The organism is Paenarthrobacter sp. NPDC089675, from assembly GCF_044749185.1.
GTDB lineage: Bacteria > Actinomycetota > Actinomycetes > Actinomycetales > Micrococcaceae > Arthrobacter.
The window spans coordinates 656,286-670,329 of the sequence record NZ_JBIVHM010000002.1 but is presented as its reverse complement, the minus strand read 5'-3'; the positions used below and the strand labels follow the sequence as shown (position 1 = coordinate 670,329).

The 14,044-nt window shown below is 63.4% G+C and carries 10 protein-coding genes; 5 read left to right on the top strand and 5 right to left on the bottom strand.

The annotated features are described in order from the left end of the window. Nucleotides 1-52 precede the first annotated feature (52 nt). The gene (locus ACIPY2_RS07120; RefSeq protein ID WP_400265648.1) at nucleotides 53-3,565 is read left to right on the top strand and encodes a S41 family peptidase; all 3,513 of its coding nucleotides are present in this window, start codon (nucleotides 53-55) and stop codon (nucleotides 3,563-3,565) included. Between the two features lie 85 nt (nucleotides 3,566-3,650). Here the strand turns inward: ACIPY2_RS07120 and ACIPY2_RS07115 are convergent, their stop codons facing one another. From ACIPY2_RS07115 to ACIPY2_RS07095, 5 genes are all read right to left on the bottom strand, one after another. Further along, the gene (locus tag ACIPY2_RS07115) at nucleotides 3,651-4,079 is read right to left on the bottom strand and encodes an OsmC family protein (RefSeq protein ID WP_400265647.1); all 429 of its coding nucleotides are present in this window, start codon (nucleotides 4,077-4,079) and stop codon (nucleotides 3,651-3,653) included. Nucleotides 4,080-4,312: 233 nt separating this feature from the next. Beyond that, nucleotides 4,313-4,669 (bottom strand): hypothetical protein, encoded by a 357-nt coding sequence (locus ACIPY2_RS07110; protein WP_387438513.1) that lies wholly within the window; start codon nucleotides 4,667-4,669, stop codon nucleotides 4,313-4,315. A gap of 164 nt (nucleotides 4,670-4,833) precedes the next feature. Further along, nucleotides 4,834-6,579 (bottom strand): 2-oxoglutarate dehydrogenase, E2 component, dihydrolipoamide succinyltransferase, encoded by a 1,746-nt coding sequence (sucB, locus tag ACIPY2_RS07105; RefSeq protein WP_400265646.1) that lies wholly within the window; start codon nucleotides 6,577-6,579, stop codon nucleotides 4,834-4,836. A gap of 114 nt (nucleotides 6,580-6,693) precedes the next feature. Then, nucleotides 6,694-8,076 (bottom strand): dihydrolipoyl dehydrogenase, encoded by a 1,383-nt coding sequence (gene lpdA / locus ACIPY2_RS07100; protein WP_400265645.1) that lies wholly within the window; start codon nucleotides 8,074-8,076, stop codon nucleotides 6,694-6,696. A gap of 294 nt (nucleotides 8,077-8,370) precedes the next feature. Continuing rightward, a complete protein-coding gene (locus tag ACIPY2_RS07095; protein ID WP_400265644.1) occupies nucleotides 8,371-9,894 on the bottom strand; it encodes a leucyl aminopeptidase in 1,524 nt (507 codons plus the stop codon). A 334-nt stretch (nucleotides 9,895-10,228) separates the two neighbouring features. Between ACIPY2_RS07095 and ACIPY2_RS07090 the strand changes: the two genes are divergently transcribed. From ACIPY2_RS07090 to ACIPY2_RS07075, 4 genes are all read left to right on the top strand, one after another. Beyond that, nucleotides 10,229-11,167 carry a proteasome assembly chaperone family protein gene (locus ACIPY2_RS07090; protein WP_400265643.1) on the top strand — a complete coding sequence of 313 codons (939 nt, stop codon included), beginning with the start codon at nucleotides 10,229-10,231 and terminating at the stop codon, nucleotides 11,165-11,167. 35 nt (nucleotides 11,168-11,202) lie between these two features. Further along, nucleotides 11,203-12,558 carry a nitrate/nitrite transporter gene (locus ACIPY2_RS07085; protein ID WP_400265642.1) on the top strand — a complete coding sequence of 452 codons (1,356 nt, stop codon included), beginning with the start codon at nucleotides 11,203-11,205 and terminating at the stop codon, nucleotides 12,556-12,558. 124 nt (nucleotides 12,559-12,682) lie between these two features. Continuing rightward, the gene (locus tag ACIPY2_RS07080; protein WP_400265641.1) at nucleotides 12,683-13,741 is read left to right on the top strand and encodes a DUF4192 domain-containing protein; all 1,059 of its coding nucleotides are present in this window, start codon (nucleotides 12,683-12,685) and stop codon (nucleotides 13,739-13,741) included. A gap of 7 nt (nucleotides 13,742-13,748) precedes the next feature. Beyond that, nucleotides 13,749-14,021, top strand: a complete 273-nt coding sequence (locus tag ACIPY2_RS07075) for a DUF4192 family protein (RefSeq protein WP_400265640.1) — start codon at nucleotides 13,749-13,751, stop codon at nucleotides 14,019-14,021. Nucleotides 14,022-14,044 lie beyond the last annotated feature (23 nt).

Sequence of the window (14,044 nt, the reverse complement as noted above, 5' to 3'; positions counted from 1 at the left end):
AACGCCCCGCGAAGGACCGGGACCGCGTCTGCATACTGACTATGATCGAACAATGACCTCCTCCAGCTACCTCCGTTTCCCGCACATACACGGTGACCTGCTCACCTTCGTGGCCGAAGACGACATCTGGATCGCGCCTGTGGGCGGCGGCCGTGCCTGGCGCGTTTCGTCCCAGCAGTTGCCCGCCAGGAACCCCCGCTTCACTCCGGATGGCCAACGGCTGGTTTGGACTGCCGTTGTAGGTACCGCGCCGGAAGTGGTCACTGCTGATGTGGACGGTGGCGGTTACCGGCAGCTGAGCTACTTCGGACACACCACGACCCGTGTCAGGGGATTCACTCCAGCCGGCAACGTACTGGTCACCAGCGCCTTCCAGCAGGCTGAAAGCCGCCACACGCATGCGTACAGCGTGCCCCTCGACGGCGGTGCCGCCGTCGAGCTTCCCTTCGGCCCGGTGGAGGGTGTGGCCTTCGGGCCTGAAATCGGCGACGAGAAGCCGGTAGTCCTTGCCAGTGTTCTTTCCCGCGAACCGGCTTGGTGGAAACGTTACCGCGGCGGCACGGCCGGAAAATTGTGGATCGACGCGGACGGCAACGGCGAGTATGAACGGCTGGTCCCCGAACTCGATGGAAACCTGACGGACCCTTTGTGGGTCCAAGGCCGGATCGCATTCCTCTCCGATCATGAGGGCTACGGCAACCTGTATTCCGTGCTTCCGGACGGATCGGATCTGCGCCGGCATACCGACCACCAGGATTTCTACGTCCGGCATGCGGCTTCCGACGGAAAGCGCGTCATTTTTGAGTCTGCCGGTGAGCTTTGGCTCCTGCCCTCCTTGGAGTCCGACGCCGTCGCCGCCAAGCTGGAGATCAGCCTGGGTTCTGCTTCACCGGGACGTCGTCCCGGTCCGCTGAAGGTCTCTGCCCATCTTGGCGACGTTTTCCCCAACTGTCTCGGAACGGCCAGCGCCGTGGAAGCCCACGGAACAATCCACTGGCTTCGCCACAAGGATGGGCCCTCGCGTGTGGTGGAAGCTTCGCCCGGTGTCCGGGCCCGGCTGCCGCGGCCCCTGACGGACGGACGGATCGCCTACGTTGCCGATCATGGGGGTGTGGAGGCCCTCTATATCAAGCGCATCGCGGCCAGGCTTTCAGCCAAACCCACGGTTGACGTCCCGAAGCCGGTGGACACCCCTGCCGTGCCGGCCGAGGAAGTGGACTTCCTGCCCAAGCCTGTTTCGGCGTCGAACGTCCTAGGGAAGGAACCGGTCGGCCAGCAGGCAGCAGGTACCGTCGGCCCTGGTGCTGGCCATCCGCAGAGCGCGGACGAAACGGCCAATGCCGAAGCCTCAGCGGACACCGTCTCCAGCGTGGAAGAGAGGCGTCCGGAGGCAGGGGAGGACACTCAGGAGATCCGCGTGGATTTCCCCGCACCTACCCGGATCAGCGCTTTGGAAGCGAGCCCGGATGGGCGGTGGCTCGCGATCGGGACAGCATTCGGTGATGTTTTCGTTGCAGACACCGTTTCGGGTGCCTTGACCAGGCTCGTCAGCATCGGTGAAGGCAGCGTCGACCAGCTCGCGTGGTCCGGTGATTCGCAATGGCTGGCCTGGAACGAACCGGTTACCTCCTTTGGCTCGCGCAGCAAGCTTCGGCTGGTACGTCCGTCGGATGGCCAGGACGGCATTATCGATGTCACGGACGGCCGATTCTGCGACGAGTCCCCGGCCTTTACGCCAGACGGCAAGTTCCTGGCGTTCCTGTCCAACAGGAGCTTCGATCCGGTCTATGACGGACACTCCTTCGATTTGTCTTTCCCCAGCCCTATCAAGCCATACCTCGTGGCACTGGGTGCTGAAACACCCTCGCCGTTCGGACCATCCGTGGACACCCTGGAGGATTCGCCCGCCGTTGGTGACGCCGACGACGCCGAGACTCCCGACGTGCGCGTGGATGCCGAAGGGTTGGCTCAGCGGGTTGTTGCGGTTCCCGTGCCGCAGGGCAACTATTCGGACCTGACCACGGCAAACGGAGCCCTTCTTTGGCTGGACACAGAACTGTCGGGCGTCACCGGCGAAGGCAAAGGCACCCTCCAAGACAAGAAGATTGCGCCGTCCCTGGTCCGCTACGACATCGCCAAACGCCAGCCGACCACGCTGGTCAAGGCCGCCGACCGTTACCGCCTTTCCGGAGACCGCAAACGGGTGGTGTATGTCCTGGACCAGCAGGTCACCTCCGTTCCCGCGGACAAGAAGGTAGAGGAGGACTCAGGCGAGCTGGTCAAGGTGGAGCTGAATCGGATCCGCGTTGTCCTGGATCCGGTGGCAGCGTGGGGTCAGGCCTTCGACGAGGCCTGGAGACTTCAGAGGGACTTCTTCTGGGCCCAGGACATGGCGGGCCAGGATTGGGAATCGGTATACAAGCGCTACCGTCCCATCGTGGAAAGGCTGGGCTCCCACGATGACCTGGTGGACCTCTTGTGGGAAATTCACGGGGAACTTGGAACCTCGCACGCCTATGTGCGTCCGGCCGCCGTGAACGAGCCCGGACGAAATGGCCAGGGACGGCTGGGCGCGGAGTTCCGATTAGGGGATAAGGGCTGGGTAATCACCAATATCCTCGCCGGTGAATCCTCCGATCCGTTGGCGACCTCCCCCCTGACGCAGCCAGGAGTCCACGCGAAGGTGGGCGACGTCCTCTTGGCGATTGACGGCGTCGAGCTTTCCGCGGCCCTGACGCCGGCCATGCAGTTGGTGGGCGCGGCCGGACGCACGGTGGAACTGACACTCTTGAACGGTGAAGCGCATGGCGAGGCCGAAGGACAGCAGCGACGCGTCGCGGTAGTTCCGGTCCGGGACGAAGAACGGCTGCGGTATCAGGATTGGGTGCGCGCAAACCGGCGAACCGTCCGTGAGGCCTCGGGAGGAAAGTTTGGCTACCTGCACATTCCGGACATGATGGCCAACGGCTGGGCACAGCTTCACCGCGACCTCGATACCGAGACGGCCCTGGACGGACTGATTGTGGACGTTCGCCGGAACCGAGGGGGACACACGTCGCAACTTGTGGCGGAGCTGATCGGCCGGAAGGTTACCGGCTGGAGCATGCCGCGGGGCGAGAAACCGCGGACCTACCCGCACCATGCACCGCGGGGGCCGGTTATCGTCCTTGCCGACGAGTTTTCCGGCTCCGATGGCGACATCATTACCCAGGTATCAAAGCTTCGCGGCATCGGCCCGGTCATTGGAACGAGGACATGGGGCGGAGTTGTCGGCATCGACAACCGCTTCTCCTTGGCCGACGGTACGGGTGTCACCCAGCCCCGGTACGCTACCTGGTTCGGCGGGGGAATCGGTTGGGATGTGGAAAACCGCGGAGTCGAGCCTGACATCGAGGTGATCTTCCCGCCCCACGCCTACGCGGCCAAGACCGATCCGCAGCTCGAATATGGCATAGGCGCTTTGAAGGAGATGGTCCAGGAGCTCCCCACTGACCGCCCGCCGCAGCGCACGGGTTACCGGAGTGTCCGCCCAGGGCCCCTGCCTTCACGTCCACAGGGCTCCTAGCAGTGCAAAGGCCCCGCCCTTTGGTTGAAGAGTTCCAACCAAAGGGCGGGGCCTTTCGCTTACCGCCTTGCTGATGCCTGCAGTACTAGGAAGCGAGCGTTGCGTCCAGGGTGATCTTGATGCTCGCAAGGGCACCGGACACGGGGCAGCCGGTCTTGGCTTCCTCGGAGATGCGGTGGAAATCCTCTTCGGAGATTCCCGGGATGCGGGCCGTCAGCGTCAGGTGGCTGCCGGTGATGCCCGTGCCGGGCACGAAGGTGACATCGGCCTTGGTCTGTACCTCTTCGGGTGTGTAGCCGGCCTCGGACAGGGCGTGACTGAACGCCATCGAGAAGCAAGCGGAGTGGGCTGCGGCGATGAGTTCTTCCGGGCTGGTCTTGCCGCCGGACTGCTCGGTGCGCGCCTTCCAGGTGACATCGAAGGTCCCAAGACCTGAGCTGTCCAGCGTCGTGTTGCCGGAACCTTCAATCAGGTTGCCGTTCCAAACCGTGTGCGCGGTGCGTACTGCTGCCATATCCACTCCTTGGGGTCGTAGTAAACGGCACCCGGTGCTGGCCGGGTGCCACCGCTTCAATCCTAGGGATCATCGGGGGATGGTGCACGGAGATTCCGCTGTCGGTGGATTGTGACCCCCAAGCGGCCCCCGGCGGGACGATACCGCCGCTTCAGCGCGCGACTCGCCGCAAAACAGACAGCCGCCCCGCTTCGGATGCGGGACGGCTGCCTGGATGTATGGTCGGCGTGTTGTCAGTTCCAGAGCGTGGCGATGGCGATATTGACCAGAGCCAGCCCGCCGACTCCGTGGGCAAGCCCGGTGGAAACGGGTTCGCCCTTCTTCACCTTGCGTGATCCGATCACAGCCAGGACGGCCACGGCAACGGCAATGGCGAACTTGATGCCGAGCTTGAAATAGTTGGCATGCATGTTGAGCTCGGGAACCGTGATCAGGCCCATCATGGCGATGCCGGTGAGGAGCTGAAGGAACGCGCCGTCACGCTGGCGCGGATGCACCGTTGGCTCCTTGATGGTGGCGATCCAGTAGCCCACAATCATGGCTGCGCCGACGATGTGCAAGAACACCAGGATGCTGAAGAGAATACTCATGACCCCAGCTTATCCAGTCCCTTCTACGTCCCGTAGCAAAACCACGCTCCCAGGAAGAAAGAGCATGAGGATGAAAGCGGCTGTGACGACAAAAGGCGGGGCAGGTTTCCGGTTTCCCGAAATCCCTGCCCCGCCTTTGTGGTCAGCGAGAGTGCTGAAAGGTCCTAGAGGCCCAGGTCCGCTTCGAAGGCGCCTTCTTCAAGGCGTGCCTTGAGGGTCTGCAGGAAGCGGCCCGCATCTGCGCCGTCCACCAAACGGTGATCGTAGGTCAGGGACAGGTACATCATGGAGCGGATGGCGATTGAGTCATCGCCATTCTCGTCAGCCACGACAACCGCGCGCTTGACGATTGCGCCGGTGCCCAGGATGCCGACCTGCGGCTGGTTGATGATCGGCGTGTCGAACAGTGCTCCAACGGAACCGATGTTGGTGATGCTGAAGGTACCGCCGGAGAGTTCATCCGGGCCAATCTTGCCGTCACGCGTACGGCCTGCGACGTCCGCGATCTTGCTGGCCAGGCCCGCGAGGTTCAAGTTACCGGCGTCGGAGATCACCGGAACCAGGAGGCCCTTGTCGGTGTCAACGGCAATAGCCAGGTGTTCGGCGTTGTGGTACGTGATTTCCTGCTTGGACTCGTCGTAAGCAGCGTTCAGCTTCGGGTGCTGCTTGAGAGCCTCGGCGACGGCCTTGGCGATGAAGGGCAGGAAGGTCAGCTTGACGCCGTTCTGGGCCTGGAAGTTGTTCTTGGCCTTGAGGCGCAGCTTGGCGATCTTGGTCATGTCCACTTCGTGCACCTGGGTGAGCTGCGTGGAGACCTCGAGCGATTCGCGCATGCGGCGGGCGATCACCTGGCGGATCCGGGGAGCCTTCTCCGTGGTGCCGCGCAAGGACGAGGCAACAACGGGTGCGGCCGCCTTTGGGGCAGGGGCAGCCGCGGGTGCGGCTGCCGGTGCTGCAGCGGCCTGCTTGGCTTCGGCGGCTGCAAGGACGTCCTGCTTGCGGATACGGCCGCCAACACCGGTGCCCGATACCGAAGCGATGTCGACGCCGTGCTGGTTTGCAAGCTTGCGGACGAGGGGAGTGACGTAGCCGGACTCGGAAGCAGCGCCGGACTCTGCAGCTGCCGGAGCGGCGGCGGGTGCGGGTGCTGCGGCGGGTGCCGGAGCGGCGGCGGGTGCCGGAGCTGCGGCGGGTGCGGGTGCAGCGGCGGGTGCCGGAGCTGCGACCGGTGCCGGTGCAGCGGCGGGTGCAGCGGCGGCTGGAGCTTCGGGAGCCGGGGCCGCAGCCGGAGCAGGTGCCGCGCCGGAGCCAATGATGGCCAAGACGGAGCCGACTTCAGCGGTGTCGTCTTCGTTGACGCGGATTTCCTGCAGGGTCCCGGCAACGGGCGACGGGATCTCGGTGTCGACCTTGTCGGTGGAAACCTCGAGAAGCGGCTCGTCAACCTCAACGGTGTCGCCCACGGCCTTCAGCCAGCGGGTCACGGTGCCTTCAGTGACGCTTTCGCCGAGGGCGGGGAGGGTAACCTCGTGGCCTTCGCCGCCGGAAGCGGCAGGAGCCTGGGCCGCGGGAGCCTCCTCGGCCGGTGCTGCGGGGGCTTCCTGGGCAGGAGCTGTCGGCTCGGCCGGGGCTTCTGCAGCAGGTGCTTCTTCGGCGGGAGCTGCCGAACCGGAGCCGTCGCCGATGCGAACCAAGGGGGCGCCAACTTCTGCCGTCTCGTCTTCAGCGACGAGGATTTCTTCGATGACGCCAGCGATCGGAGAAGGGATTTCGGTGTCTACTTTGTCGGTGGAAACCTCGAGCAACGGCTCGTCGATCTCTACCCGGTCACCAACCTGCTTGAGCCAGCGGGTGACGGTTCCTTCGGTGACACTCTCACCGAGGGCGGGCAAGTTAACGGATTCAGACATGTCGTCCCCGTTCTCCTTATTGATCTTTTTGTGCGGATGAATTCTGCTGGTCCGGTCCGGTGCGCACTGCAGATTCCGCTGTGCGCACCGGACCGTTTTGTCTTGGGTAAAGACTTAGCCGTGGAGCGGCTTGCCCGCGAGGGCGAGGTGGGCTTCGCCCAATGCTTCGTTCTGGGTGGGGTGGGCGTGGACAAGCTGTGCCACATCTTCCGGGTACGCTTCCCAGTTCACGATGAGCTGTGCTTCGCCGATCTGCTCGCCAATGCGCGAGCCGATCATGTGGATGCCGACCACGGGGCCGTCCTTCTGCCGGACCAGCTTTACGATGCCGCCGGTGCCCAGGATGGAGCTCTTGCCGTTACCGGCCAGGTTGTATTCCTGGGTCTGGACCTGGTCATCGCCGAACTTTTCCTTGGCAGCCTTCTCGGTGTAACCGACGGTTGCGATCTCGGGCTCGCAGTAGGTGACCTTGGGGATGTTGATGTCTTCAACAATGGCCGGGTTGAGGCCGGCGATTTCCTCTGCAACGAAGATGCCCTGCTGGTAGCCGCGGTGCGCAAGCTGAACGCCGGGAACGATGTCGCCGACGGCGTAAATGTTGCCGACGCCGGTGTGGAGGCGCTCGTTGGTGATGACGAATCCGCGGTCGATGGTCAGGCCGGCTTCTTCGTAGCCCAGGTTCGCGGTAACAGGTCCGCGGCCGACAGCTACCAGGAGCAGGTCTGCCTCGAACGTCTGTCCGTCAACCAGTGTGACCTTGACGCCGTTCTCGTCCTGCTCGACACCCTGGAAGAAGATGCCGGTGCTGAACTTGATGCCACGCTTCTTGAAGGCCCGCTCAAGGTTCTTGACGATCGCGGCGTCCTCGTTCGGAACGAGGGAGGGGAGGCCTTCGATGATGGTGACGTCAACGCCGAAGGACTTCCATACGGAGGCGAACTCGACACCAATAACGCCGCCGCCGAGGACGATTGCGCTCTTGGGAATGTAGTCCATGGTGAGGGCCTGGTCCGAGGTGATGACCTTGCCGCCGATTTCCAGGCCCGGAAGGGAGCGGGAGTACGAGCCCGTAGCCAGAACGATGTTCTTGCCGGTGTAGGCAGTACCGTTCACAACGACGGTGTTGTTGCCCTGGAGCTTGCCTTCGCCCTCAATGACCGTGATGCCCTTGGACTTGATAAGTCCCTGCAGGCCCTTGTACTTACCGGCAATGATGCCGTCTTTGTAAGCGTTCACGGCCGGCATGTCGATGCTGTCCAGCGTTACGTTGACGCCGTACTTGGCGGAATCGCGTGCATGGTCGGCCAGTTCTGCCGAGTGCAGGAGTGCCTTGGTGGGGATACAGCCATTGTGGAGGCAGGTTCCACCGAGCTTTGCCTTTTCAACAAGGCCAACGGTGAACCCAAGCTGTACGGCCCGCAAAGCCGTGGCGTAGCCGCCGCTGCCGCCACCGAGTACCAGGATGTCGAATTCTTGCGCAGTTGCCTGATCGGCCACTAAAACGCTCCCTCGCGTGAATGATGACACGGGACTGGTGCCATCTGGTCTTTGGAACTTGTTCTGCCGTGATTATGCCAGCACGTAAGTTCTCTTGCATTTGTGACTATCGTGTTCACCTTAGCGAACCACCTACCCATGCTCCACCCTCTGCGGGCGTTTGTGCAGCGCTTGTGTCCAGACTCACGTTCACTTGTGACACAGCGCTACACCCCGCATAATTCCGGGCAAATGCGGGCCCTGCCGGGTTCCTTTGGAAGGCCCGCACCGTGCCTGGCGGAGTGGCAGGGGTCCCTAGGCGGAAACCGCCAGCAGATCCTCGGCGTAAGCGACCAGGGTCCGGACAGTGCACCCGGTTCCCTGCTTGGGTGTGTAGCCGTAGGGGCTGCCGTTGTTAAAGGAAGGACCGGCAATGTCGATGTGTGCCCACGGAATCTGCTCGCCGTCGCCGTTCTTGCCGACGAATTCCTGAAGGAAGACGGCGGCAGTCATCATGCCGCCGTTGCGTTCGCCGATGTTGGCGATGTCAGCGACCTGCGAGTCCAGGCTGGGGCGCAGTTCCTCCGGAAGGGGCATGGGCCACACCAACTCGCCGGCGCGGTCCGCGGCCGACTTCAAGGCCGCAGTGACGGAGTCGGAACCCATGACGCCTGCGGTTCGCAGGCCGAGGGCGATCAACTGGGCGCCGGTAAGGGTGGCTACGTCGATAATGGCATCAGGCTTTTCCTGGCTGGCAGCCACGATTCCGTCTGCCATGACCAAACGTCCTTCGGCGTCGGTGTTCAGGACCTCGACTGTCTTGCCACCGTAGATGGTGAGGACGTCGGCCGGACGCTGCGCGGCACCCGAAGGCATGTTTTCCGCGATGCACAGCCACGCGGTTGCCTTAATGGGCAGGCCAAGGGAGGCGATGGCCAGGACGGTATTAAGCACGACGGCGGCACCGGCCATGTCGCTCTTCATGTCGCCCATTCCGAGGGCCGGCTTGATGGAAATGCCGCCGGTGTCGAACGTGATGCCCTTACCGACGAGGGCCAGCTTGCGGTTTGCCTTGGCAGGCGCGTACTCCACCTTGACCAAGCGGGGCTGGCGTGTGGAGCCCTTGCCGACCCCGAGGATGCCGCCAAAACCCTCTTTTTCCAGGCGCTTTTCGTCCCACACCGACACCTTGACCGGCAGTCCCTTGGCGAGCTCCTTGGCGGATTCGGCGAAGGACTCGGGGAAGAGGTGGCTCGGCGGCTGGTTGACCAGCGTCCGGGTGGCATTGACTGCACGCGCAAGGACAATGGCGCGGTCCAGGGCCGGCTGAGCGGCCTTGGCATCGAGATCGGTGGAAAGCAGGACCTTGCTGACGGGTGCCTTCAAGCCATCCTGGCTGGAGCGGTGCTCGGTGTATGAGTAGGCGCCCAGTGCAGCCCCCTCGGCGACGGCTGCGAGATCGGCAATGGTCGCGGTGGGGAAAGCGAGCGTAACGGAGGAGAGTCCTGCGAGCTGGCGGACAGCTGAGCCCGCCGCGCGGCGCAGCGCCTCTTCGGTGAGGCTGCCGCCGTCGGACTGCTTTCCAACCCCGCTAAGGACCAGGATCTCCGAGCCGGTTTCCGGCAGGCCCGGGAGACGGTGTACCTGGTCGGCTGCTCCGGTGATGCCAAGGGCTTTCAAGGACCCTGTGATGGACTCAGCGGCCTTGGCGCTCAAGGGGTTCGAAAGCAGCACAGGGCCGTCTGCGCCTTGGGCAACGCCAACCACCAGGGCGTCGCTCGGGGACTTTTTCGGGTCTTTGGCAATTACGCCGAGGATGATGTCAGTAGTCTTGACCACGAGGATGTGTCCTCACTTCTCTCTGCTTTGCTTGGCTGGGCTGCATGTTAGGCGCCCCGCACCGGTACGCGTCCGACGTCCTCTTGCGACGGCGGCCTTGGTCTTCAGGCCCAGCGTCGCAAGAGGACGTCGACCCGCTTCGATCGTAGTCTCTGGCAGGCCGCGGACTGCAATTAAATGAGATTTGCAGCACATCATGCGGCAGGAATGCCCGTGCGAGGTGCAGCGTTGTATGAATAACAGGCCGTCGCGATGCGGTCTCCGGCACGTCAGGGCGCCATATGGATGCCTTTCAGCCGGACCACGAACTTTGCCACTGCGAAAGGAACATGCCGTGTTTGAACGGATATCCGGCTCCCTCCTGGACCCCGAGGCGCTCTACGCGAGCAACATCGAAACTTTCCACGACCCCGATCTTCGTGGACTGAACATGGTCATGGGCTTCACCGGTTTTGCCGACGCCGGCCACGTCGTCCGCCAGATCAATGCCGAGTTGCTCGAACAACTCGACGCCCAGGTAGTGGCCATGTTCGACGCCGACCAACTCATCGATTACCGTTCGCGGCGTCCGCATATCAGCTTTGTCGAAGACCACCTGCAGGACTACCAGCCGCCCAAGCTGGGACTGTACAAGCTCACCGACGGCCTCGGCCAGCCATTTCTGCTGCTCGCCGGCTTTGAACCCGACCTGCAGTGGGAGCGATTCTCCAGGGCCGTCGTCGGAATCGTCGAGAAGCTGGACGTCAACCTGGTGACCTGGATCCATTCGATTCCCATGCCGGTGCCACACACCCGGCCCGTGGGCGTGACGGTGCACGGAAACAGGCCGGAACTCATCGAAGGCATCTCCAGTTGGAAGCCCACGGTTGAGGTGCCTGCTGCAATCGGGCACATCCTGGAGCTGCGGCTCACGGAGGCAGAACGAAACGTTGCCGGCTACGTCATCCATGTGCCGCACTACCTCTCCGAAGCCGAATATCCTCAGGCCGCCGTAGCAGGCCTGGAGTACCTCGGTGCTGCGACTTCGTTGATGCTTCCCACCGACCGCCTGCGCGAGGCAGGCCGCGAAGTCGGCAGGCAAATCGCCGAACAGATTGAATCGTCCGAAGAAGTGCAGGCTGTGGTGTCCAATCTCGAGGCCCGCTATGACGAGAAGTCCGAGGGGATCGTCCGGCGTTCCCTCCTGGCTGACGAAAACGACGAGTTGCCCAACGCGGAGGATCTCGGCGCTGCCGTTGAGGCGTATCTTGCCCGTAAGGACGCGCCACAATAAATCAGCTTTGATTGCGGGACGGGCATAATTAAGGGGTGAATTCTCCCCGCGCCTGGCTCATCTGGACAATCGGCGTATTCGCGTACTTGGTGGCGGTGGCCCAGAGGACCTCATTTGGCGTTGCCGGGCTCGAAGCCACCGAGCGCTTCCATGCCAGCGCCGCGGCAGTATCGTTCTTCACCGTCCTGCAGTTGCTGGTGTACGCGGGCCTCCAAATTCCCGTTGGGGTCCTGGTGGATAGACTGGGTTCCCGCGCAATGATTGCCGGCGGTGCGGTTCTCATGGGGCTGGGTCAGCTGCAGTTGGCATACGCGGACAGCATTCCCGGGGGAGTGCTGGGGCGGGTCCTGGTGGGGGCCGGCGACGCCATGACCTTTATCTCCGTCATACGCCTGGTGCCGTTGTGGTTTGCGCCTGCCAGGGTTCCGCTGGTTACCCAGCTGACCGGCATGTGCGGTCAGCTGGGACAGCTGTTCAGCGTTGTTCCCTTCGCCTTGTTGCTGCATTCTGCGGGTTGGACGCCGGCCTTCCTCACCTTGGCGTCCATGTCCGTCCTGGCCGTCGTGCTGGTGGTTGCACTCCTGCGGGACGCGCCTCCGGGGCACCCTCCAAGGGACGTTTCACAGGGCCTCCGGGCCACCGGCGTCTCGTTGTCCCGGGCCTGGAAGCAGCCCGGCACCCGGCTGGGCCTGTGGAGTCACTTCACCGTCCAGTTCAGCGGCAACTTGTTCGCCATGACGTGGGGATATCCCTTCCTTCTATCAGCCCAGGGTCTGGACGCCGGGACGGTTTCGGCTTTGATGGCGCTCTTCGTCGCAACAGCCATCGTCACGGGGCCGGGCGTGGGACGCTTCGTCTCCAGGCACCCTATGCGTCGTTCAGCCATGGTGCTGCTCATCACCACGGCCACCGCACTCGCCTGGGCCGCGGTGCTGGTTCTCCCGGACAGGGCTCCGTTGTGGCTCCTGGTGGTGCTGGTGGTGGTGCTGGCCGTAGGCGGACCGGGCTCAATGATTGGATTCGACTTTGCGCGGACGTTCAATCCCTCGCACCGGATCGGCACGGCGACGGGCATCGTCAACGTGGGCGGATTTATTGCCGCTCTCGTAGCCATCTACCTGATCGGCCTTGTCCTGGACGTGTTGAACGCCAGCGGGTTCTCCGGCGGCAACTTGTATGGGCTGGCTCCCTTCAGGATCGCGCTCAGCGTCCAGTTCCTGCTGCTCGGAATCGGCACCATGCTGATCCTTTTCACCCGCAGGAAAGTTCGGCTGCAAATGGCCGCACAGGGAACGCACGTGCCCCCGCTCGTGGCGACCCTGGCCAAGCAGCGGCGGGAACGCATTGAACGACGCCGGGCGGCGCGCGCCGAGCAGGCTCCGCGCGAGTAGGCGCACAGCGCCCCGGTGCGCGTCTTAGCCGCGGAATTCGCACTCTTACTCCACAGGCGTTCGTTTTGCACATAGTCCTGGCGGTGGCTGTTTGTCGGCATCAGCGCTGGCCCACGCTTGATGCATGACCACCAAGGAAACGCTGAGTATCCATCAACCCGAAGACATTCTGGGCTACATTCCGCACCTGCTGGGCTACTGGCCGGAGGACAGCCTGGTAGCCATCACCATGCAGGGCAGGCACCTGGGAGCAACGCTGCGGGTGGATCTTCCATCCTCGGCCTCTCCGGGGGTCCGGGCCTCCTTTTCCGACTATGTACGCAACCACCTGCTCTCCGATCACCAAGCCGACGGGGTGGTTCTTGCCTTCTATGTCGATGAAGGATGGGATGACGGCTCGGTGATCTGCCGGGCAATGCCCTTCCTCGTGTCGTTGCACCAGTCATTGGAGGCCGTCGGACTCCCGGTTCGGGATGCGTGGTTTATTGGCTCTACGTATTGGCGAAGCGCCTTTTGCAGCGATCCCGACTGTTGTCCTGTGCCGGGCCTGCCCGTGGAGCAGATCCGGAACAGCCGTATCAATGCCGAGCTGATCTATCGCGGAAGTACGGTGGGCTCCTCTCCCGCAAGCAAAGACAATCCCCCTGTCATCGCCCTCGGGAGAGAAGCCGATCCCTCCGTCCTGGAAGCAGAACGTCGTTTCACCGAGCAACTGGAGGACGCTTGGCAAAGCGAGCTGTGTTTCGATGCCGTCCTGGCTGTGTGGCGTCAGGTCCTCAGCAGGGCTGTATCGCGTGATCTGGCTGGGTTACGGGACCCTGCAGGTTCACTGGAGCCCAGGACATCGGGCGGTTCGATGCCGTCCCTCCTGGACGGCCCGGCCGGAAGGGACCTTGCGGGTTTCCTCAGGGCAACCCTGACGGTTCCAGCCTGGCGTGACGCGGTGATGGTCATGGCTGCCGCTGGCCCTGCTTCGGCCAAAGCCGGGGCCGGGTCGTTCAAGCTTTTCTCGGATGAAGTGTCCCAAACGCTGCCGTTCGATGTCCTCGAGCTTGGGTTGGCCGCCGCCGAAGCGGAACCGGATTCCAGCGCGGGTGGCGGACTGCGTGCCATCAATTCCGGTGAAGGGGCCAGCGCATTCTCACGGCGAGGTGCTGTTGGGCCTGCAGCCCCCTGTTCCTGATTGGCAGATGCTGGAAGCCCTTCGGCAGACCCTGGCCGTGCTGTGCTCTGACGCTGAGGACAACAAGGCAGCCGCAGCGGCTTTCACGCTTCAAGGGTGGATCGCGTGGTGCAAAGGTAACGGTTCACTGGCGCACTTCTGCCTCACCCGAGCCCTCACGGCATACCCGGGCTACCGCCTGGCTGAGCTGTTGGAGGACATCCTCGGACAGGGCAACATCAGCAGCTGGGCGCGGCGGCCGGAGTCGGCCTGGGGAACATACATTGGTACCCGCGAATAGCTTTCCCTCCGCAAACAGGCATG

Coding starts and splice junctions, on each gene's coding strand:
- ACIPY2_RS07120 (WP_400265648.1), top strand. CDS start 53: ATGACCTCCTCCAGCTACCTCCGTTTCCCGCACATACACGGTGACCTG.
- ACIPY2_RS07115 (WP_400265647.1), bottom strand. CDS start 4,079: ATGGCAGCAGTACGCACCGCGCACACGGTTTGGAACGGCAACCTGATT.
- ACIPY2_RS07110 (WP_387438513.1), bottom strand. CDS start 4,669: ATGAGTATTCTCTTCAGCATCCTGGTGTTCTTGCACATCGTCGGCGCA.
- sucB (WP_400265646.1), bottom strand. CDS start 6,579: ATGTCTGAATCCGTTAACTTGCCCGCCCTCGGTGAGAGTGTCACCGAA.
- ACIPY2_RS07080 (WP_400265641.1), top strand. CDS start 12,683: ATGACCACCAAGGAAACGCTGAGTATCCATCAACCCGAAGACATTCTG.
- ACIPY2_RS07075 (WP_400265640.1), top strand. CDS start 13,749: ATGCTGGAAGCCCTTCGGCAGACCCTGGCCGTGCTGTGCTCTGACGCT.